This window comes from Chroogloeocystis siderophila 5.2 s.c.1 (assembly GCF_001904655.1).
Lineage (GTDB): Bacteria > Cyanobacteriota > Cyanobacteriia > Cyanobacteriales > Chroococcidiopsidaceae > Chroogloeocystis > Chroogloeocystis siderophila.
This window is the reverse complement of record NZ_MRCC01000004.1, coordinates 289,102-310,429: the sequence shown is the minus strand read 5'-3', so window position 1 is coordinate 310,429 and position 21,328 is coordinate 289,102. Positions and strand designations below refer to the sequence as shown.

Annotated in this window: 20 protein-coding genes and 2 pseudogenes; 9 read left to right on the top strand and 13 right to left on the bottom strand. The window is 43.8% G+C overall.

The genetic code is table 11. From position 1 onward, the window contains the following. Positions 1–7 precede the first annotated feature (7 nt). Positions 8–3,565, top strand: coding sequence for a methionine synthase (metH, locus tag NIES1031_RS06410; RefSeq protein ID WP_073548645.1), 3,558 nt, complete (start codon positions 8–10; stop codon positions 3,563–3,565). A 70-nt stretch (positions 3,566–3,635) separates the two neighbouring features. Here metH and NIES1031_RS23200 read toward each other — a convergent pair. From NIES1031_RS23200 to NIES1031_RS06395, 3 genes and pseudogenes are all read right to left on the bottom strand, one after another. After that, positions 3,636–3,994 (bottom strand): annotated as a pseudogene (locus NIES1031_RS23200) (Uma2 family endonuclease); the annotation flags it as partial. A 129-nt stretch (positions 3,995–4,123) separates the two neighbouring features. Beyond that, positions 4,124–4,792: a hypothetical protein gene (locus NIES1031_RS06400; protein WP_073548644.1), complete on the bottom strand. Its 669-nt coding sequence runs from the start codon at positions 4,790–4,792 to the stop codon at positions 4,124–4,126. Positions 4,793–5,121: 329 nt separating this feature from the next. Beyond that, the gene (locus NIES1031_RS06395; RefSeq protein ID WP_073548643.1) at positions 5,122–5,448 is read right to left on the bottom strand and encodes a YbjQ family protein; all 327 of its coding nucleotides are present in this window, start codon (positions 5,446–5,448) and stop codon (positions 5,122–5,124) included. A 197-nt stretch (positions 5,449–5,645) separates the two neighbouring features. Between NIES1031_RS06395 and NIES1031_RS06390 the strand changes: the two genes are divergently transcribed. Continuing rightward, positions 5,646–6,590, top strand: a complete 945-nt coding sequence (locus NIES1031_RS06390; protein WP_073548642.1) for a tetratricopeptide repeat protein — start codon at positions 5,646–5,648, stop codon at positions 6,588–6,590. 13 nt (positions 6,591–6,603) lie between these two features. Here NIES1031_RS06390 and NIES1031_RS06385 read toward each other — a convergent pair whose 3' ends face one another. After that, positions 6,604–7,467 (bottom strand): ABC transporter ATP-binding protein, encoded by an 864-nt coding sequence (locus NIES1031_RS06385; RefSeq protein WP_073548641.1) that lies wholly within the window; start codon positions 7,465–7,467, stop codon positions 6,604–6,606. A 417-nt stretch (positions 7,468–7,884) separates the two neighbouring features. Here NIES1031_RS06385 and NIES1031_RS06380 point away from each other — a divergent pair, with 417 nt between their 5' ends. Both NIES1031_RS06380 and NIES1031_RS06375 read left to right on the top strand, forming a co-directional pair. Beyond that, positions 7,885–8,331, top strand: a complete 447-nt coding sequence (locus NIES1031_RS06380) for a hypothetical protein (protein WP_073548640.1) — start codon at positions 7,885–7,887, stop codon at positions 8,329–8,331. Positions 8,332–8,430: 99 nt separating this feature from the next. Then, positions 8,431–8,775, top strand: coding sequence for a hypothetical protein (locus tag NIES1031_RS06375; RefSeq protein ID WP_073548639.1), 345 nt, complete (start codon positions 8,431–8,433; stop codon positions 8,773–8,775). Here the strand turns inward: NIES1031_RS06375 and NIES1031_RS06370 are convergent. The 4 genes from NIES1031_RS06370 to NIES1031_RS06355 all read right to left on the bottom strand — a co-directional run bounded on the left by NIES1031_RS06370 (position 8,753) and on the right by NIES1031_RS06355 (position 13,265). After that, the gene (locus tag NIES1031_RS06370; protein ID WP_073548638.1) at positions 8,753–10,483 is read right to left on the bottom strand and encodes an NAD+ synthase; all 1,731 of its coding nucleotides are present in this window, start codon (positions 10,481–10,483) and stop codon (positions 8,753–8,755) included. The genes NIES1031_RS06375 and NIES1031_RS06370 overlap by 23 nt on opposite strands. A gap of 62 nt (positions 10,484–10,545) precedes the next feature. After that, positions 10,546–11,283 (bottom strand): NUDIX hydrolase, encoded by a 738-nt coding sequence (locus NIES1031_RS06365; RefSeq protein WP_073548637.1) that lies wholly within the window; start codon positions 11,281–11,283, stop codon positions 10,546–10,548. Then, positions 11,244–11,846, bottom strand: a complete 603-nt coding sequence (locus tag NIES1031_RS06360; protein WP_073548636.1) for a nicotinate-nucleotide adenylyltransferase — start codon at positions 11,844–11,846, stop codon at positions 11,244–11,246. The genes NIES1031_RS06365 and NIES1031_RS06360 overlap by 40 nt, the downstream gene beginning before the upstream one ends. Before the next feature lie 42 nt (positions 11,847–11,888). Further along, entirely contained in the window at positions 11,889–13,265 is a 1,377-nt protein-coding gene (locus tag NIES1031_RS06355; RefSeq protein WP_073548635.1) for a nicotinate phosphoribosyltransferase, read from the bottom strand. Between the two features lie 383 nt (positions 13,266–13,648). On the opposite strand from NIES1031_RS06355, the gene NIES1031_RS24210 reads away from it, so the two are divergent. The 3 genes from NIES1031_RS24210 (at position 13,649) to NIES1031_RS06340 (ending at position 15,239) form a co-directional block, all read left to right on the top strand. Then, positions 13,649–13,801, top strand: a complete 153-nt coding sequence (locus NIES1031_RS24210) for a hypothetical protein (protein ID WP_015189159.1) — start codon at positions 13,649–13,651, stop codon at positions 13,799–13,801. Between the two features lie 283 nt (positions 13,802–14,084). Next, positions 14,085–14,666, top strand: a complete 582-nt coding sequence (locus tag NIES1031_RS06345; RefSeq protein ID WP_073548633.1) for a DUF1802 family protein — start codon at positions 14,085–14,087, stop codon at positions 14,664–14,666. A 315-nt stretch (positions 14,667–14,981) separates the two neighbouring features. Continuing rightward, complete coding sequence (locus NIES1031_RS06340; protein ID WP_073548632.1) at positions 14,982–15,239, top strand: hypothetical protein; 258 nt, start codon at positions 14,982–14,984, stop codon at positions 15,237–15,239. Here the strand turns inward: NIES1031_RS06340 and NIES1031_RS06335 are convergent. From NIES1031_RS06335 to NIES1031_RS06325, 3 genes are all read right to left on the bottom strand, one after another. After that, positions 15,236–15,445 carry a gamma-glutamyltransferase gene (locus NIES1031_RS06335; RefSeq protein ID WP_236738739.1) on the bottom strand — a complete coding sequence of 70 codons (210 nt, stop codon included), beginning with the start codon at positions 15,443–15,445 and terminating at the stop codon, positions 15,236–15,238. The two genes, NIES1031_RS06340 and NIES1031_RS06335, sit on opposite strands and share 4 nt — an antisense overlap. A gap of 39 nt (positions 15,446–15,484) precedes the next feature. After that, positions 15,485–16,321 carry an aminotransferase class IV gene (locus NIES1031_RS06330; RefSeq protein WP_073548631.1) on the bottom strand — a complete coding sequence of 279 codons (837 nt, stop codon included), beginning with the start codon at positions 16,319–16,321 and terminating at the stop codon, positions 15,485–15,487. A 188-nt stretch (positions 16,322–16,509) separates the two neighbouring features. Next, positions 16,510–17,427, bottom strand: coding sequence for a glycine betaine ABC transporter substrate-binding protein (locus tag NIES1031_RS06325; RefSeq protein ID WP_073548630.1), 918 nt, complete (start codon positions 17,425–17,427; stop codon positions 16,510–16,512). Between the two features lie 180 nt (positions 17,428–17,607). Between NIES1031_RS06325 and NIES1031_RS06320 the strand changes: the two genes are divergently transcribed. Continuing rightward, the gene (locus NIES1031_RS06320) at positions 17,608–18,162 is read left to right on the top strand and encodes a Uma2 family endonuclease (RefSeq protein ID WP_330219944.1); all 555 of its coding nucleotides are present in this window, start codon (positions 17,608–17,610) and stop codon (positions 18,160–18,162) included. Between the two features lie 105 nt (positions 18,163–18,267). Here NIES1031_RS06320 and NIES1031_RS06315 read toward each other — a convergent pair. Continuing rightward, positions 18,268–18,885: pseudogene (locus NIES1031_RS06315) on the bottom strand (ABC transporter permease); the annotation flags it as partial. Further along, positions 18,876–19,682 carry an ATP-binding cassette domain-containing protein gene (locus NIES1031_RS06310; RefSeq protein WP_073548628.1) on the bottom strand — a complete coding sequence of 269 codons (807 nt, stop codon included), beginning with the start codon at positions 19,680–19,682 and terminating at the stop codon, positions 18,876–18,878. The gene NIES1031_RS06310 and the pseudogene NIES1031_RS06315, both read right to left, overlap by 10 nt. A 157-nt stretch (positions 19,683–19,839) precedes the next feature. On the opposite strand from NIES1031_RS06310, the gene NIES1031_RS06305 reads away from it, so the two are divergent. Beyond that, on the top strand, positions 19,840–21,315 hold the full coding sequence (locus tag NIES1031_RS06305) for a DEAD/DEAH box helicase (protein ID WP_073548627.1): 1,476 nt from the start codon (positions 19,840–19,842) through the stop codon (positions 21,313–21,315). The last annotated feature ends 13 nt before the right edge of the window (positions 21,316–21,328 follow it).

Here is a 21,328-nt window from a genome sequence, read left to right as displayed (position 1 = left end):
TTTATATATGAACAGCCCTTTTTTGACTCGCCTTCATAGTCCAGAACGTCCTGTCATCGTCTTCGATGGCGCGATGGGAACAAATTTGCAAACTCAAAATCTTACCGCAGCTGACTTTGGAGGAGTGCAGTACGAAGGGTGTAACGAGTATTTAGTCCATACCAAACCCGAAGCCGTCGCCAAGGTACACCGCGACTTTTTGGCAGCAGGTGCGGATGTTATCGAGACAGATACGTTTGGTGGAGCGTCAATTGTTTTAGCAGAGTATGACTTAGCCGATCAAGCTTACTACTTAAACAAAAAAGCCGCAGAACTCGCAAAACAAGTTGCAGCAGAATTTTCGACGCCAGAAAAACCCCGCTTTGTTGCTGGTTCGATGGGACCAACAACTAAATTACCAACGCTAGGACACATCGACTTTGACACATTGCAAGCCGCTTTTGCCGAACAAGCTGAAGGATTATATGACGGCGGAGTTGATTTATTTATTATTGAAACGTGTCAGGACGTTCTGCAAATCAAAGCAGCATTAAACGCGGTTGAGTCGGTATTTCACCGCAAGAGAGAACGACGCCCCCTAATGGTATCGGTGACAATGGAGACGACAGGTACGATGCTGGTAGGCTCGGATATTAGCGCAGCATTGACAATTTTAGAACCATACCCAATTGATATTCTCGGTCTTAACTGTGCAACAGGTCCAGACCGAATGGCAGAACACATCAAGTATCTTTCGCAGCATTCGCCGTTTGTCGTTTCTTGTATTCCGAATGCAGGGCTACCAGAAAACGTTGGTGGTCAAGCGCACTATCGACTCACACCGTTGGAATTGCGCATGGCGCTGATGCATTTTGTTGAAGATTTGGGCGTACAGGTGATTGGCGGCTGTTGCGGTACGCGTCCTGACCATATTCAACAATTAGCAGAAATTGCGGCAACACTCAAGCCTAAAGAACGGCATCCTCGCTATGAGCCAGCAGCCGCATCGATTTACAGCGCGCAACCGTATGACCAAGATAATTCGTTTTTGATTGTTGGCGAAAGATTAAATGCGAGTGGTTCTAAGAAATGCCGCGAATTACTCAATGCGGAAGATTGGGATGGACTGGTGTCGATGGCAAAGGCGCAGGTACGCGAAGGCGCGCACGTTTTAGATGTCAATGTGGACTATGTGGGGCGCGATGGCGTGCGGGATATGCATGAATTGGTATCGCGTTTAGTAACAAACGTTACATTACCATTGATGCTCGACTCCACCGAATGGGAAAAAATGGAAGCAGGGTTAAAAGTTGCGGGTGGTAAATGTCTGCTCAACTCGACAAACTACGAGGATGGAGAACCACGCTTTTTCAAGGTATTGGAGTTAGCAAAACAGTATGGTGCGGGTATCGTTGTCGGTACGATTGATGAAGATGGCATGGCACGAACTGCCGACAAAAAATTTGAAATCGCTCAACGCGCTTACAACCAAGCCGTTGAATATGGTATTCCCCCAGAAGAAATCTTTTTTGATACCTTAGCGCTACCGATATCAACAGGAATTGAGGAAGATCGCGCCAACGGTAAAGCAACGATTGAATCAATTCGTCGCATTCGCGAAGAATTACCAGGTTGTCATGTGATCTTGGGGGTTTCCAATGTTTCGTTTGGTTTAAATCCTGCTGCGCGTGTGGTACTTAATTCGATGTTTCTTCACGAGGCGATGACAGCGGGAATGGATGCGGCAATTGTGAGCGCGAGTAAAATATTACCACTTGCTAAGATTGCACCAGAACACCAAGAAGTTTGTCGTAAGTTGATTTACGATGAGCGGCAATTTGATGGTGATATTTGTGTTTACGATCCGTTGGCAGAGTTAACAACCGTTTTTGAAGGCGCAACCACAAAACGCGATCGCACGATTGATGAAAGTATTCCCATCGAAGAACGCCTCAAACGTCACATCATCGATGGTGAAAGAATCGGTTTAGAAGAACAGCTGCAAAAAGCTTTAGAAAAATATGCACCACTCGATATCATCAATAACTTCTTACTTGATGGCATGAAAGTGGTTGGTGAATTGTTTGGTTCTGGACAAATGCAGCTACCTTTCGTGTTGCAATCGGCGGAGACAATGAAAGCCGCAGTCGCTTATCTTGAGCCGTTTATGGAAAAGCAAGAAAGCGGCAATAACTCAAAAGGTACGGTAGTAATTGCGACAGTCAAGGGTGATGTCCATGACATTGGTAAAAACCTTGTCGATATCATTTTGTCGAATAATGGCTACAAAGTCGTTAACCTTGGCATCAAACAGCCGGTAGAAAACATTATCGATGCCTACGAGCAGCACAAAGCTGATTGCATCGCGATGAGTGGGCTACTCGTAAAGTCTACTGCTTTCATGAAAGAAAACTTGGAAGTCTTTAACCAACGAGGAATTACGGCTCCGGTGATTTTAGGTGGTGCGGCGTTGACTCCCAAATTTGTCTATGAAGATTGCCAAAAAACGTACAAAGGACAAGTCGTTTACGGTAAAGATGCCTTTTCTGACTTGCATTTTATGGATAAGTTAATGCCAGCCAAGTCACAAGGTCACTGGGACGATCTTCAAGGCTTCTTAAATGGTATCAGCAACCAAAACTCAGAAATTAGAACTCAAGTATCAGAAGCTAGCACTCCAGATAAAGAAACACCAATTAGCGATCGCCAATTACCAATTACCACTGAAGTTGATACCCGCCGCAGTGATGCTGTTGCAGTCGAGATAGAACGCCCTACGCCGCCTTTCTGGGGAACGAAGATATTGCAACTAGAAGATATTGCTTGGGATGAGTTGTTTTGGTATTTGGATTTACAAGCTTTGATCGCGGGACAATGGCAGTTTCGTAAGCCTAAGGAGCAATCGAAAGCGGAATATCAGGCTTTCTTGGCAGAGAAGGTTTATCCGATTTTAGAGCATTGGAAGCAGCGGATTGTTGCTGAAAAGTTGTTACATCCGCAGGTGAGTTATGGGTATTTTCCGTGTCAGGCTGTGGGGAATTCCTTGGTTATTTATGAACCGAACCACGAAGATGCGAAGGACACAAAGGAAATTGCGCGGTTTGAGTTTCCGAGGCAAAAGTCTTTAAGAAGGCTTTGTATTGCCGATTTCTTTGCGCCGCAGGAGTCGGGTGTGATTGATGTGTTTCCAATGCAGGCGGTGACGATGGGGGATATTGCAACGGAGTTTGCGCAGGAGTTGTTTAGAGCGAATCAATACACTGACTATCTCTATTTCCACGGCTTGGCGGTGCAGATGGCGGAAGCTTTGGCAGAGTGGGTACACGCGCGAATTCGTCACGAGTTGGGCTTTGGGGCTGAGGAACCGGATAATATTCGGGATGTCTTGGCGCAGCGTTATCAGGGTTCGCGTTACAGTTTTGGTTATCCCGCGTGTCCGAATATTCAGGATCAGTATAAATTGTTGGAGTTGTTAGAGAGCGATCGCATCAATCTCTACATGGATGAAAGCGAACAGCTATATCCTGAACAATCAACAACGGCAATTATTGCTTATCACCCCGTAGCAAAGTACTTTAGTGCATAATCTATAACTCTTCTGGATTAATTCCTTTTTCTCTCAGTAGTGCGCTTAAGGCTGCATTACGCTGTCTTTCTTACTCCAATTGTTTTGTTGCTTCATCAGCGCGTCGGCGTTCTTGTTCGCGTAGCTGATTTAGCTCAACGTAGGTCAGGAATTTGTCTCCTTGGGCTAAAATTTTATTTTGAGGCGGGGACTCATCCAACCATCCATTTCTGTGATCATGTCTAAATCATTTCCAGTACGCAGCCAACCGATTAGTACATAATATTCTTCTACACCGTAACGTTCGTAGAATTTAAATTTTTCTGCCATTTTCTTGAGGCGGTTTCCAGGATAGAGTATTTCAAATACAACCTGTGGCGGAATATTGTCTTCTTCCCATTGTTTGTAAGAACTTCTGTCTCCTTTTGGTCTACCAAAGACAACTTCTATCTTTATTACTCAGTTGTTAATGACTCGATCAGCTTTTAAACAGTTACTCACACCTGAAAAATAAAAATAGCACCTGTATTTAGGTGCTAAAAAATATCATTTTTGCTTATTTCTAAGTGATATTGTCAATTAGTAAGTAGTGGTAGTGACGTTTGTGCGTGGGCTACGCGCACCAGCCGCTGCACCGATCATTGAAGCGATTAAGCCGAGTAAAGAACCAAAGAAGAACCACCACAATCCTTGAGAAATACCACCAGCAATATCACGCGTTTGCTGTGCTGTTACACCAGGTTGTCCACCTGTTCCTGTTCCTGGTGTAGGAATGTTTCCTTGTTGAGCTTGTTCAAGAACGCCGCCTGCAACATTAGCAGCCGCTTGAGTTGCTAAACCAAATGCGCCTGTTACGCCACTTGCAAGTAGCCAAGAACCTAGAGCTAAAGTTGTTGCCCAAAGAATCGCTCCGTTTAATAACGCTGTGCTACGATTCATGGGTCCGCAAGCGCGGGCTGTTACCCAACCGCCGACAAATAAGGAAATTAATAAAGCAATAGTTGACCAAATACCAACATTACCTGCCACATCGGGTGCATTTGTTCTTGGAGCACCGGAGCCTGCGATTGTAGTTGCACCAATTGCACCAAATAGCGCACTTAAAAGTAATTGAGTTGCTAAAGCAACGACTAATCCTGAAATAATCGGACCCCAACGAACACGATCATGATAATCTACGACCGCTGCTCGATTCACTACGGCAGGCTCAGAAATAACATCATCTGCCGGTCTGTTTACGTATGACATGAGTAACTTACCCCCTTCCCTGTTCTGTTTCTCTACAATTTTACTTGAGTCTCCAATTTAAATTGGAATTTTAATTTAACTATCTATCAGTAGAAATAGTTGCAGAATCTACCTTTAGGAGTAAAGTAAACACTGTAATTTGTGAATATTAGTTTGTGCGATAAAAATTTAATTATATTATTAATTTGCAATCACTTTATTAAGATATTAAAAGTTAACAAATGAGATGAAATTGTCAATTTGTATAAGATTGATTAGCTAATCATAATATATGTATACATCAGCCTATTTTAATTTCTAGCTTGGTATAAGGAAATTTTGAAAAATATTTAACGAAGCTTAACAGCAGTTCCCGTTGCCGTAATGAGTAATAAAGCTCCTGATTGGTCAATGTTGATCGTACCAGTATCGATTTCAATGCCAATCACAGCATCGGCTCCAAGCTTAAGGGCGCGGCGCTCTAATTCTTGAATTGCATCGCGCTGACCCCGCTCAAACACGCGTTCGTAACTACCAGTACGACCGCCAATAACATCCCGAAGACCTGCGAAAAAGTCGCGCAATGCATTGCTGCCGTAGACGACTTCCGCCGTGACGATTCCCAAATAAGCTTCGACAGTAGTTCCTTGAATCACATCCGTAGTCGTTAAAATCATGCAGGAGCCTCAGAAAACGATGTTTGCTAGAAAATCTAAACGACTCTAACCCCAGAGGTTCAAACTAGTACAATTTTAGATTGACTGACGTCCAAGAAATCGGAAAAAAAAGTTTCCAAATTTAAAGATTCCTGGTTTAATGTAGAGCATTACTCGCATCTTGGCAAAAATTGCAGAAGTATAGCAGAAAAGTAGTCGTGCAAAAGCAAAGTTTATTAGCTATAAGTGTTTTGCTGCTAGGAGGAATTGGCGTTATTGTGCCGCCAACTGCTCAAGCTCAAGTAGTGGTCGCACAAACTAAAGGCGCGGTGCCAAACAGTCCTTATCAACGCAGTCAGCAGCTGCAAAAATTGCTGCAAGAAGGACGTAGGTTAATGGATGCAGGAAAATCAGCCGAAGCGATCGCCCGCTATCAACAAGCCGCAAAGTTATCACCAAAAAACGCGCGCATTTTTTCGACGATTGGTTTCCTTTACGCGCGTCAAAGAAACTATGCTGCCGCAACAACGGCGTATCGTCAAGCGATTGATGCAGCCCCCAACCATGCGGACTTTCACTATGCTCTTGGCTACACGCTAGCACGGATGGGACGCTATGCGGAAGCTGCTAGTGCGTATCGGCGAACGACCGAGCTAGACCAGAATAATGTCAATGCTTATCTTGGATTGGGTGTTGTACTCTTACGTCAAAAAAACTATCGAGGTGCTGAATGGGCAGCACAGCAAGCAATTAATCGCGATCCAAATAATCCGAGTGCTTATGAGTTGATGGGGGCGATTCTTCTACAACAAGATCGGTTTCGCGATGCGATCGCAACTCTCCAAAGGTCAGCAACGATTGACCCTAACAACGGTAACGTTTTACTAAATCTCGCAACGGCTTGGGCAAGTCAGGGCAATATGACCGCAGCTTTGATGACTTTGCGACAAGCAGTACAAATCGACCCACAAAATGTGACAGTCTTTCTACAAATGGGAGACATTCTCAGGGTGCAAAACGATGTTCAAGGTGCTGTTGACGCCTACAAACGTGCTTTAGCCTTGCAACCAGACCTAGCAGAAGCCCAAAAAGCAGTCAATGATATGCTACTTAATCAACCAGGAAGCAATCGTTTGAATCGTCTTTTGACACCACAGCTTTAATACCTTAATTAAATTAGTCGAGTTGGCGTCCGGTAAGTTCGACGAAAATATCTTCAAGGTTCGAAGGACGTACCATGATGCCAGTTTTATCCTTTTGCTGCTCAAGGTAGGTGTTAGCTTGTTCTAGCGTGGGGAAAAATTGATATTCCCAGCGCCCTGCGTCCTTTGTACCAACTTGTTTAATTGCTAATCCTTCGCCATGTTTTGCACGTAACTGTTGTAAAGTTCCGAGGGAGATTAACTGACCCTTATCCATAATGCCGATGCGATCGCACAAATACTCTACCTCTTCCATGTAGTGCGTCGTGAGTAACATGGTCATACCTTGCTTATTTAAATCAAGGATGATTTCCCATAACCGTCGCCGTGTTTGAGGGTCGAGTCCGACTGTCGGCTCATCTAAAAACAAGATTTGTGGTTGATGTAACAACGCTCTAGCAATCTGTAAGCGACGCTTCATTCCGCCAGACAATGTTTTCACAAAATCGTTACGCCGATCTGCAAGTTCTACATACTCTAGCCATTGATGAATCAGTCGTTGACGTTGCGGATTGCGGATGTGATGCAATCTCCCGTGCAACTCCATGTTTTCCCACACGGATAAATCGCCATCGACACTTGTTTGTTGCAATACGACTCCGATACACTGCTTGACTTGCAAAGCTTGGCGCACGACATCAAATCCCGCGACTTCGATACGCCCTTGCGATGGTTTTGTTAAAGTTGTGAGCATCCGAATTGTTGTTGATTTACCTGCGCCGTTAGGTCCTAGCAAACCAAACATTTCTCCAGACTGAATCGTAAAACAAAGGTTATTAACAACAGGAACGTTATTAAAAAGTTTGTGAACGTTTTGCAGGGAAACAGCAAGCATCAATATTTAAGTTGTTGATTAAGTCGATCCATATTTAAATTATCACCTAGAAAGTGTAGAAGACTTAAGGCAGAAGGCATAAGGGAATGCCATACATTTGTTTATGGGATTGATTGCTGTTGGCGCCCCGTATTTTTCTGGTGATGCGACGCGAGATATCACTCCTCATGTTTGTTGCGCAACAAGGAGGTTTCAAACCAAGAAGGAAGAAAAGGGAGTTATTATCGAGCATGAAAGCCTTACACCTGTTACTCTCTAATTTTCTTCAGCAATCGTGCGGCGTCGAAGTATGCTTTGGCTAAAAAGAGAATAAAGTAACGAGAGAAATAAATTTACTCTAAAATTTTCTATTTCGCCCTAAAACAATCTGAGATAATTCTTCTGAAATATAAGCTTTTATTCTATAAAGGTTAACAAGTTATGCGGTGGCAAGATTGGACAAAATTGTTGTGCCTTGCTGGAACTTCATTGTTCGTGAGTTCAATTGTACCTGTAGTCGCCCAGACTCCACGTGCACGTACCTATCAACCAGGTTATTGGCAACCACGGGCGCGAATCAATCCAAAGATGCCAGTGACAGTAATTTTAGAAAACCAGACAGAAATGCCACTCAAGTATAACTTTTTGGATGACCGTGCTGAAGCTGATTTAATTGTTGGCGACCAAGTTCAGTTTAGCCGCGTTACTTTACCAATGAACATTGCGGTTTACGACCCTTCACCTAAGGCGGGGGCAGGAGATGAGGTTAATCTTAGTTATGTAGTTTCTGTTAATCAGAATGTTGTCACTGTGCTTGTTCAACCAACACAAGAAGAAGGCTATCGTGTTGTGAATATTGGTAGAACTGGGGCTATTTATCTTTATTAATTGCTTGTTTAAATGTTGAGGTATATATAGAACTCATCGCCTCAATGAAGTAACGCTTTGATCCTTGCTATATTGACTATAGATTGGTAAAGAAGGATCATGCTACTCAATCGTAGAGTCATAGCTGCCTTAGGGATCATTGTTTTAGCGAGTGCGATCTCTCCTCCTGTCCAAGCAACTGTACCGCCAGCACAACAGTATCATCAATATAGTCACGCTGGGTATCGCAGTCGAGTTTATACCTCAGATTTTGGGCGTCTTCAAGGATTGCCGCGATCGCGTAGGTTTTATCGACAACGCGTAAATGCAGTTTACCGTGCCGATCCTTTTTATCATTTATATACTGGCAGTTTTCATCGCCGTCGCATCCACAATAACCGCTATCCTATACGCAGAAGAATTGGCGGCTTTAGATCAGGATTTAGGCTGAGGTTTGTGAAGTAGAAAGCGGAGTTTGTGCGCGAGGAGTTTGATAAGTATTGGTCGATATCCACTTATTCGCAATTGGCATTCGCCAGCCTGTACCAAACGCGCGATCGGTAACTTTGAGTCCTGGTGGCGCTTGACGGCGTTTAAACTCAGCACGTACTATCATCTTAATAACGCGATCAACTACGGTTGGATCGTGACCAGCTTGGGCGATTCGACTTGCTGATTCGTGGTTACAAATAAAGCGTTCTAAGATATCGTCAAGGACATCATACGGTGGTAGAGAATCTTGATCGACTTGACCTGGTTTTAATTCGGCGCTGGGTGCTTTAGCTAAAATGTTTTCTGGAATCACCTCTGAATCTCGATTTAACCAACGACATATTGAGTAAACGCGGGTTTTGGGAACATCAGCAATCACGGCTAAACCACCATTCATATCACCATAGAGGGTGCAATAGCCGACTGCCATTTCTGATTTATTGCCTGTCGATAGCAGTAGATGACCAAATTTATTGGAAATCGCCATTAACAAATTACCGCGAATCCGCGATTGAATATTTTCTTCGGCAAGTCCAAACTCAGTATCAGCAAATAAAGGTGCAAGCGTTTTGCTATAGCCTTGCATTAATTCACCAATAGGTAACGTTTGCGTTTGGATGCCTAAATTTGCGGCGAGTTGCAAGGCATCTTTAATCGAATGTTCGGAACTGTATGGCGAGGGCATGAGTACGCCGAGGACATTTTCTTTGCCAACGGCTGCGGTGGCGATCGCCGCTACTAATGCCGAATCAATTCCCCCACTTAAACCAATAACAACTTGACGAAAACCACATTTACGTGTATAATCTTTTACACCCAAAACCAAAGCTTGCCAGATCTCCGCATCGTCATTTTCAGGCATAGTCGCAATTGTACTATGCTGCAAGTCTTGTTTTTGCTCGTCAAATTCGACAACGAGTAAATCTGATTCAAACGCCTGTGCGCGGCATACCATTTCACCCTGACGGTTAAATCCGACACTGCAACCATCAAAAATCAAGTCATCATTTGCAGCGATTTGATTAGCATACAGTATTGGGCAACGATAACGGCTCGCAGCATGACTCAACATCGCTTCGCGCAGTTGCTGTTTGGCAACGCTATAAGGAGACGCTGATAAATTGACAATTAAGTCAACACCGGCTTCAACTAAGTCTGTAATTGGGCTGATTGCATAGTGACGTTTTCCCCAAAATTCTTCGTCATTCCACAAGTCTTCACAGATCGTGACACCGATTTTGAGAGGCAAGGAATTCAGTGTAAAAAATCGCGTTTCTCGCCCAGGTTCAAAGTAGCGATTCTCATCGAAGACATCGTAGGTGGGAAGGAGGCGTTTGTGAAATGTTTGCTGAAGTTCGCCACCAGAGAGTAACGCAACGCTGTTGAATAAAGGTTTACCACCAGAAATGTAGGCTTGGGTGTTTGGTTCGACACAACCGACTAAGACAGCGATCGCAGGTGGTAAGCTTTGTGCGAGTTGTTGTAGATGAGATGCGATCGCCGCAATAAAACTCGGATCGAGCAATAAATCTCGCGGTGGGTAGCCACATAGCGAAAGTTCTGGCGTTAATAACAAGTTTGCACCTTGCGCGGCTGCATCTTGGGCGGCGCTGAGGATTTTTTGCGCGTTACCTGCTAAATCACCAACAGTAGGATTAATTTGAGCGATCGCAATTTTCATAGAGAGTGAGTGGCTAGGGACTGGTAAGTGGAGATATAAGGAAATTTGCTAATTGAAGATCGCTAAATAAATACTAAAGGCTTGTCTTTGAAAGCGGCAAAGGCGGTAGCATTGAAGCGGTATAAACTGGCGGGTCGTCCGGCACCGCGCGAGACTTTTAAACCTGTATCGCACAAAAAACCGAGCTTGAGAAGTCGGGCGCGGAAGTTAGAATAATCGGAGAATTCGCCTAAAACCGTTGTATAAAGCTGATAGAGATCGTTGAGTGTAAAGACTTCAGGTAAGACATCAAATGCCACAGGGCTGTATTCAAGTTTATTTTTAAGTCGGCGGTGTCCGTAAGCTAAAATTTCGTTATGGTCAAACGCGAGTTGCGGTACTTGTTTGACCGGATACCAAGCAATACCGCTAACGCCATCGGCGATCAATTCGGCATCTTCGTATCGTACTAGGGCAAAGTAACTAACAGAAAGATAGCGCACTTTGTCGGTTTCTTCACGCGGATCGCGTTCTGGTCCGCCGAATGTGTATAATTGCTCTAAATATAAATTTTCGACACGAATTTTCTCTGCCAAAATCCGATAAGCAGCGTCTTCCAGCGATTCGCCCTGGCGGACTAAAGTCCCAGGTAAACTCCATTGACCTAAAAAAGGTTGTTGTTGTCGCATCACAAGGAGGACTAAAAGCCGATTTTGGGCGGTATCAACTGAAAAAATGGCGTTGTCTACCCCAACCTTGAAATCTGCTAAAGGCTGTGGCTTTACCGCGTCGGCAATTTTTCTTTGGCTGCGTGTTGGCATTCGTACAAATGCTGTTGATGAATATAGGCTTCTACGGGAGGCGTTAACGCTTCAGAATCTCCACTTTCACGATACGCGGTTGAGGACACATCTGGCGCAGTTAGGTTCGCGATCGCAAACTTCGCGCCCAACTGTCTTAGCTGTTGTAAGTCACTTTCTGCTACTTCATATCCTGGTCGCGGTACGACGAGTAACTGCACTTGTTGCAACAATTCTTCAACGGCGTACCATTGTTGTAGCTGGTGTACCAAATCCGAACCAATAACGAGTGTAAACGTTGCGTCTTTATCCCAGCGTTGTTTTGCTTTGTTGACTGTTTCTAGCGTGCGGTGACTGCTCAATTCTTGATGTAAACCGATGTTGTGTCGCGGCGGATTGATATCCTCAATGAGTAGCCGCAGCATGGTGGCGCGATGTTCTAACGGTGAAGCATGGGACTTAAAAGGATTATCTGCTGCCCATACTGCCACCCAATCGTAGTGTTGCGACAACCAGCTAATAATCGCTTGATGTCCGGCGGTAGGAGGATCGGCACTTGTACCAAATAAGGCAATTTTGAGCATGTTAAATTTTAGATTTACTATAGCCATTTAACTGTTTCAACCCTAACTGCTGACCCCCAATCCCTGACCTCTGCTATGTTCGGTTAACTGCTGCAAGGCGGGTGATATTTCTACAGGTAAAGATATCGGGTTATCAAGTCGCCGGACGGTATCGGGTAGACTCGCAACTGAACGAGTCGTGCGATCGCGAATTTGGGCTAGTGTATCTGGCGGTTGTAGGCGTTTGCCTTGCTGCATGACAAGTTGTAATAATGGTTGCGCATCTGTTTCTGTCATTAAACCTAAAGAGTCTTTAATAACTCTATTTCCCGCATACCTTCGAAAAACCTGCTTGCGTCCTGGATACGTCGCTTTCCCACTCGATTGTTTCATCACTGGGATGCCTTCAATTTCTACGATCTTGTAGACACCGTTGACGGGTGTCCCTGTAACGAGGCGCGTTCCCAAGCCATAACCATCAATTTCTGCCTTATTTGCTTTGAGTCGGGCAATTTCCCACTCGTCAAGATCTCCACTAGCAAAAATCTTGACTTCTGGCAAAAGCGATCGCACTTGTTGCGACAGCGTGGCTAAGTCTCCCGAATCTAATCGCACTCCTGCAAGTTGCATTTCTCCTGCTTGCACTTTTTTTGCTAAACGTTGCGCTGCTGCTACGGTGTCGTAGGTGTCAATCAGTAAAGGTGCGCCTGGAAAATAACGGTGAAATGCGGTAAAAGCTTGGTCTTCGGTACCTTCCATCGCGGCGATCGCCATTACCAAAGAATGTGCCATTGTCCCGCTCGGTTGACTTCCAAGCCGCAATGCTGCTAACACATTTGAGGTAGAATCTAACCCAGCGGCTAGCGCTGCGCGTGCTGCCCAAAGTGAAGATTGCGGACTAAAAGCCCGTCGCGTCCCGAATTCTAAAAGTATTGCAGATGGTCCTGCGATATCGCGGATGCGTGCGGCGCGGGTTGCAACTAATGTTTGGAAATTTAGTGTATTAAGTAAATAGGTCTCTATTAGCTGCGCTTGCCACAAGGGGGCTTCAACTCGTAGAAGTGGTTCATTCGCAAAAACTGCGGTTCCTTCAGGTACTGCCCACACATCTCCGGTAAAGTGTCCTAATTCTAGCAGTGTCCAAAAGGTTTCTGGAGCGTGGGTAAAAATTTTTGTTGCTTTTAAAGCTGATATCTGCGTTGGAGTAAAGTGCAAATTTTCAAGATACTCTAGCGCCTGGGCTAATCCCATTGCGATCAAGTAGCCAAAATCGTCTGGTAAGCGGCGGGTAAATAGTTCAAAACTCGCCCATTTTTGCTCTACTCCTTCTCCTGTGTAGCAAGCCGCCATCGTCAGCTGATAAAGGTCTGTCAGCAGACTATAATCTTCTGAAGTTAGCGTCAGTTCCTGCGTTGATACCCAATCGAGGGAAGGTGCCATTACACAGCAATTCTGGTAGTTTGTTTAATTATAGTGTGTTTCACCAAAATCTTGTCAAGCAAGCTGCGATTATTTTCCAGCAAATCGGACTTTTGGCAGATATTGAGGGAAAGATTACACAAAAGACATACTTGTTTATGTTTGTTTGTAGTCAAAGTTACTATATTTAATTGCATTGAGCTTTGTCGATACCAAGCGCAAATTTCTTTTACAATCTCTGATCCCTGACTACTAATTTCTAATAAAGTATTGCAAACATAAACAAATAAGCATTACAAATATGTGCCAAGAATTAAGCACGTATCATAATGAAAGCAGAAGAAAATTAAACTACACACATTCAGAATTGAATCCATCATAATCGTCATTAGGAGAAATATCCTATGAGTATTTATCGCATAATTGACAGCATGACTCGCTATATTTCAGAAGCTGTTACGCGGATTTTTGGACCAAGTGATGATGCTTATCCAGCAACGGGGGTACAGCCGTTTACAGGAGAACCTTTCAAACCTCAACGAAATGCTGATTGGTAAGTAGGATTATTACAAAATAATCAACTGCTATGTTATTAGCAATAAAGTAGGTGGAGAATGAATGACACCTACTTTTGCTTTGATTGGCAATTGATAAATTGATAATTTTGGTTTTTTACATCTCAGCGGAATATTCGGCGAATAAATTCGCCAATAACTAAACAAAATATCATTTTGAGTGTGCTGCTGTGCGCACTTTGTTTGGATAGCCCCGACTTCAATCACAGGGCTAAAATAATATTTAGCTATCATTTGAGGTCAGAAACAATCCTTGACCCCTTCTATGCAATTAAACACTTGCCATGCACTCAAAGAATGGGCGGTAGCAGTTGCAGCGCTAGAACAAGCAAAAACAATTATGCTGCTACGCAAAGGTGGGATTCACGAACAAGGCGGACGCTTTCGCGTTGCTTGCGACCAAGTTTTGCTTTATCCTACCTACGAGCATCAGCAACCTGGGTTGTTGAAACCGGAATATGCTAATGCTGTCACTCCTGTTGCTTCTGGCTGGCATCCGGAAACTGTGCGTATCAGTAGTTGGGCAGAAATTACGGATATTTTACCAGTCAGCGATCCGCAAGTAGTAGAAGCGTTATTGCCATTTCATATCTGGAACGAAAAGTTTATTCGCGATCGCCTGAAATGGAAATCGCGTCAGCCGCTTTATATTTTGTTGCTACGAGTTCACACTCTTCCCCAAGTGCATCATATTCCTTATCGTGCAGAGTACGGCGGTTGTAAGTCTTGGATTGATTTATCACAAACAATTTCTCTAGAAAACTCCCAACCCGTTTTATCCAACGCTGCTTATTCTCAAATCCTGGCAGAAGTTTGCCATAAAATTAGTCATGTAACACAGGGGTAAGTGATGAGTTTTGAGTTTTGATTCCTACTTTCCTCCAGGTAATTGCTTCACTGTCAAACCTGACTATAAGGCGATCCCCAGCACCTAGCGACGTCACTAAATATGAACTCCTACCCTAGATAGATATACAAAAATTAAAGAAAAAAGTATCTTGACTGCAAGACACGAGTCTTGACAAACGTAAATTAGTATGCTTAAACATTTATAAGCTTGAGGCTACATAATTCTTCAAAGTTATCAGCCTAAAGACAAGCTTTTGTTAAATGCGAATCAGTGCATTGCGTTTTATGCCGTTATTTGAGACAAGGAGTGCCTATGCCTCGACAATTGTGCTGGCTATCGAAATCCGGTACAGATGGCGAGAAAGTTTTGTATTTGCAAGCTGCACCGAATGAACCGTGGAAGCCTTACACACATTTTCCGCAGTATGCAGTACCCGATTACCGAATTCCTGGCGGTTCTAAAGGTTGGGCAACTTACCAAAAACTGATCAAGCAAGGCTGGATTTTAGTATCTAGCGCCCGTGCTACAGAATTTGGGAAGATTGCGACAGAGGCAGAAATTTTGAATTAAAATCCTCTCGGTGAACCTTCTCCACGCGGATCGGCAGCACCTTCTAGTGTATTATCTGGAGTGACAATGATCACATTTGCATTTCCCCACGGTGATCGCTCCTCAATTTTATGTCCGCAACGACACAGTTCGGCGATCGTGGCATAGTCTAAGCCAAAAGGTTCGCTCCGTAATTGGTCGGGTAGCCATTGGTAGTGATTGGTAATTGGTAACTGGTAATTGTACTGACTTTTCTCACCGATTACCTATGACCAATTACCAAACCTTGTATAATCATGAAAAAGATGCATAAGGTGTTGGGTGTTTTTGCCTGGTTTGCCGTTGGAGATTTGGAGATCGTCGATTTGTGTGACTGGCATAATCTCTTTGTTGGTGGCGGTGATAAAGGCTTCGTCACAACTGTTTAAGTCGCTGTAGTAAATTGGCTGTTCGACGATATCGAACTTGTTTCTGGCGAGTTCTAAAACAACTTCTCTGGTAATACCGTGGAGGATGTCTGCTTTTGGGGTAATGAGTTTGTTGTCGCGAAATATGAATATGTTCGTCGTTGTTCCTTCTAAAACGTGATGCTCATTTACGTATAATGCTTCGATCGCATTTACTTGTTTGGCTTTTTGTAATGCCATGATTGCAGAGATATAGTTAAGGCTCTTTGCTCCTGGTATGAATCGCTGCGTTTGAACTGTAATAACTTTGACGCCTTGTTTGTAATATGCTTCAGGGTATTCAGTTACCGGAGTCACAATGACAATCAAGCTTGGTTCGCCAGAAAAAGTGATAAAATCGGTTGAAATACCGCCTGTGGCGATGATGCGAATGTTTGCGTCGGGAAGATGGTTGCGGTTGAATGTCTCTTGTGCGATCGCCTCAATTTCTAATGTTGACCAAGGTAAATCTAACCCAATTAATTCTGCTGATTTTTGCAGTCTTTGTACGTGTTCGCGAAGTTTGAAAGGAACTTTGTTGTATGTCCGTAAAAAATCAAATACGCCGTATCCTCGGACGATTCCTAAATCGTTGATTGGTAAACAAGCTTGATCTGCAGCAACATATTTTCCATTCAGGTAATAAATATATTCCATTTTTTATGCACTCAAATATTAAGAATATTTTCTAAAAATTGGTAGTATACTATTGCTGCAATTCGTTGTATTATTTTGATATGGTTTTCTTCATAATAAGAATATAACTTAAAATAAAAATTTGGCATAGATTTCCATTATGAAGAAAATTGTATCAGGCGCTAGGGAAAAAATCAACTACCTCCCCTCTACTTTTTCGCATTTTTCGGTGAAATCTTAGCTTGTAAAAATTCCCTGACAACTTCTTTAATATCACGTAATTCACCTTCGACTTGGTAGTTAAGACTGCGCATTTCATCTTCAGTAATTAAGTTGCCAAGTTGTTGGATTGGGGGTAGTAGCTGAGGGTATTTTTTCAAAGTTGCTTGGCGGATGATGGGTGCAGCTTCGTAAGGGGGGAAATAGTGTTTATCGTCTTCAAGAATCGCTAAATCTAACCGCGCAATTTGTCCGTCGGTAGAGTTACCTGCAACCATATCAACTTGCTTATCAATTAAGGCACGATACATTAAGCCTAAATCCATGACGCGGGGCGATCGCGCAAATTGTAAACCATAAGTTTGAGCGAGTCCTGGAAAACCGTCTTCGCGTTGAATAAATTCGTAGCCAAAGCCAGCTTGCCATCGCGGAGTATATTGCGCAGCTTGCGAAATTGTTTGTAGATTATATGCTCTTGCATCTTCACCACGAACAATAATCGCGAAGGTATTTTCAAAGCCTAAAGGTGGAGTGACTTCCAGGTCAAATTGTTCTGCATAGGACGATCTGACTTGTTGATAAACTGCTTGCGGATCGCTAATTGGCTTTTGTTTCAAGATACCAGTAAAAGCTGTACCTGTGTATTCAATATAAGTATCAATTTGTGCGGCGAGTAATGCTTGATGACAAACAAAAGTTCCACCCAAATGTAAGCGGCGAATGACGCTTAATCCTGTGGTATTTTCGATATGTTGAGCTAAAAGTTCGCCGAGAATGTCTTGTTCTGTAAAGTCTTTAGAAGCAACAACAATATCCCCACCGCCACCGCTTGTTGTACTAGGATTACAACTGGCGATCGCAAGGATTAAACTAAAGGTAACAAAGCACAAAAGAATAAATTTTTTCATATGTACCAACGTCAGAAATCGTATCAACTAAACTAGAAGTAATTTTGATTCGCCTTGCTCGCGCAATTCAGCATAAGTCATATGGTACAGAGCAATCAAACGCATTCTCCAACTTATCCTCCCACTGATTTACGAAGTAACGAACCGCCATTGGAAACATATCGCCATCTTAGATAACTCATCATACTCCTAACTTCGCTAGAACGTTTGTGGCAAAATCGGCAAGATTTTTTTGCTGGAGGTAACTTAAGCATTTACTACAGCATCCGTCAACTTAAATCGGAGGATGTCAAAAGACCAGATTTTTTTGTTGTTTTAAATACTGAACGTAAAGAGCGCAAAAGCTGGACCGTTTGGGAAGAAGAAGGGAAGTATCCTAACTTCATTTTGGAGATTCTTTCCGAGTTTACTGCTAAAAATGACCGAGGTTTAAAAAAACAGTTGTATCAGGATGTGTTTCGCACGCTAAATTACTTCTGGTTTGACCCTTATACCTTAGAATTTGCAGGTTTTAAACTCAATTACCGCATCTATGAACCAATCATCCCGAATGAGCAAGGATGGCTGTGGAGTGATGAATTGCAGTTGTATTTGGGGATTGTCGGCGAACAGTTGCGATTTTTTACATCAGAAGGTCAATTAGTTCCAACTCCAGAGGAAGCCGAAGCAGAAGAACGAAGACGGGTGGAAATTGAACGACAACGGGCTAATGCGGCGGAAGCAAAAGTAGAATGACTACAGCAAAAGTTGCGCGAATTGGGGATTGAGATTGAAGAGTGATGAGTGAAAGACAATTTAAAAACCCTTAGCTTTGGTTTGCGATCGCTTTTTTAGTAGACGTCGCTCGATTAAACCGATACCCCAGTCGGCTAGAATTGCTAATATCGCGGCAGGAATTGCTCCTGCGAGAATGAGTTGATTGTTGACCATAGCAATACCACGAAACACAAATACACCTAAGCCACCAGCGCCGATCGCAGCGGCGATTGTTGCAATCCCGATCGCAATCACGGTAGCAACGCGTACTCCGGCTAAAATAAAACTTAAGGCTAAAGGAATTTCGACTTGTAAGAGCAATTGTCGATCGGTCATTCCCATACCGCGCCCAGCTTCGCGAATTGCGGGATCGACGCTGGTAATTCCTGTGTAAGTATTGCGAACAATGGGGAGAAAAGAGTATAAAGTTAGGGCAATAATTGCAGTTTGCGCTCCAATTCCGCCAATGATGGGAACGGAAATCAAAAAACCAAAAAGTGCTAAGCTTGGAATCGTTTGCAAGATATTTGCAATACCCAAAATCGGTTGTCGCCAGCGTACTTGACGCGTGATGAGAATTCCTAAAGGAATACCGATTAAAGTTGCAATACCAACTGCGATCGCGACAATTAATAAGTGCGTCCCTGTTTCTTGAAAAATTTCTGGGGCGTATTTAATGAGAAAAAATTCGTTTAAATCCATTTCCCGTTATTGCTATCTCCCTCTGAGAATTTTGGAAATGATTCTGGGGAGGTGATTCCCCGCAAACACTGCTTAAAAGCAAGCGCCTCAGGTTCTTGCGAACCTAAAAATTCTTCTGGTGTCCCTAAAACGACTAACCGCCCCGTATCCATTAAACCAATACGCGAAGCTAAGACGAAGGCTTCTTGAATATCGTGCGTTACGAAAACAACGGTTTTCCTTAGTTCTTGCTGCAGGCGGCGAAATTCGCTTTGAATCTCTAAGCGGGTAATTGGATCTAATGCGCCGAAAGGTTCATCCATTAATAGTACTGGAGGATCGGCCGCTAAAGCGCGGGCGACACCGACGCGCTGGCGTTGTCCCCCAGATAATTCATGTGGATAGCGTTTTGCAAATTGTTCGGGTTCTAAACCGAATAAGTTTAACAATTCAAATACCCGCGTTTTGATTTGTTTGGGTTTCCAGCCTTCTAGTGCAGGTATCAAACCAACATTGCGTTCTACCGTAAAATGCGGAAACAAGCCCGTTTCTTGAATGACGTAACCAATTTTGCGCCGTAGTTTAATTTCATCCCACTGATTTGTCGAAATCCCATCGAAGAGAACTTCGCCTTGCGTCGGTTTAAGTAGCCGATTAATCAACTTCATCGTCGTTGTTTTGCCACTACCACTACGCCCTAATAAAATGAGTGCTTCACCTCGACGAATTGAGAAATTGAGATTCGACACGATCGCGCGGTGTTGTGGACTATAACTGACATCACGGAATTCAATAACCGTTTCCTGTTCCTGCAACATGAATAATTTGCACTGACTCGGTTTACGTCATTATGAAACGATTTTGCCCCCAAAAGTGTACTCAATGCGATCGCTTTACAGAATTATTTGCGATTTTGAGCCAAAAACCAGCAGCACAGTAAACTTAAATATGCGGGGATGGATAGCTAATAAGTTAATGGTACGTATTCCTACATTGTCTTTCGATCGCGGTACTTTAATTTTGCATCCTCCACCCAAAGGTAAAGCTTGGGTAGATTACGCGACTTGGGATGACAGAGTAGAAAAATTCCGCATCAAAGCAATTGACTATCGTTCGCTGGTGGAAGCCTTACAAAACGAGAACGTTAACTTTATTGATGAAGCGAAAGCGTTTGTTTCGTTGGAACTTGTTTCAAGTTTGGCGATGGAACCGTATCCGCATCAAACCGAAGCTTTAACCGCATGGAAACACGCAGGGCGTCAGGGCGTCGTCGTCTTACCTACCGCAGCGGGAAAAACGTATTTAGCGCAACTTGCGATCGCTTCTACTCCACGTAGTACGCTGATTGTCGTTCCTACTCTCGATTTAATGCATCAGTGGTATGCGCAACTGTTAGCGGCGTTTCCTGATGCAGAAGTCGGGTTACTCGGTGGCGGGGCGCGGGATAAATCTCCTTTATTAGTTGCGACGTATGATAGTGCAGCAATTCATGCGGAAGCGTTGGGAAACCGCTACGCACTGTTGATTTTTGATGAGTGTCATCATTTACCTACCGATTTCAACCGCGCGATCGCGGAATATGCGATCGCGCCCTATCGATTAGGATTAACCGCAACACCCGAACGTAGCGATGGGAAGCATTCGGATTTAAACTACTTGATTGGAACTGAAGTTTATCGTCAAACTGTGGCTGAACTTGCGGGAAAGGCTTTAGCCAAACACGAGGTAGTACAAATCAAGGTGCAACTGTCGCAATACGAACGCGATCGCTATAACGAATTAATTCGGTTACGCAATGCCTTTTTACAGCAAGCAAATATCAAGTTAGGGAACTTAAAAGGTTGGCAATTATTTGTGCAAGCTAGTGCGCGTTCGACAGCGGGACGTAAGGCAATGTTAGCGCACCGCGAAGCGAAGGCGATCGCATTAGGTACAGATGGTAAGTTACAAGTCTTGAGTAATTTACTTGCACAACATTATCCCGAACGCACGTTGATTTTTACCGCAGATAACGCAACGGTGTATCGCATTTCACAAGAGTTGTTGATTCCAGCGATTACGCACCAAACTCCGATTAAGGAACGTCATAACATTCTCACGCGGTTTCGCGCAGGCGAGTATCGCGCTTTAGTGGCTTCGCACGTTTTAAATGAAGGGGTGGATGTTCCCGCAGCGAGTGTAGCAATTATTCTTTCGGGTACGGGTTCGGCGCGCGAGTATATTCAACGTTTGGGGCGCGTGTTGCGGCGTGGTACGGATGGAGAGAAGTTGGCGTTGTTGTATGAGGTGGTGGCGGAGGATACTTCGGAGGAGGGAACTTCGGTGAGAAGGAGAGGTTTGGAGAACGAACCACAAAGACGCAAAGGGCGCAGAGGAGAAGAGAAGGGGGGATTGTTCGCGGCGGAGTCTTCTGGTTTGTATCGCGTTGATAATGATAAGGAGGATAGGTAAGGACAATCAGATA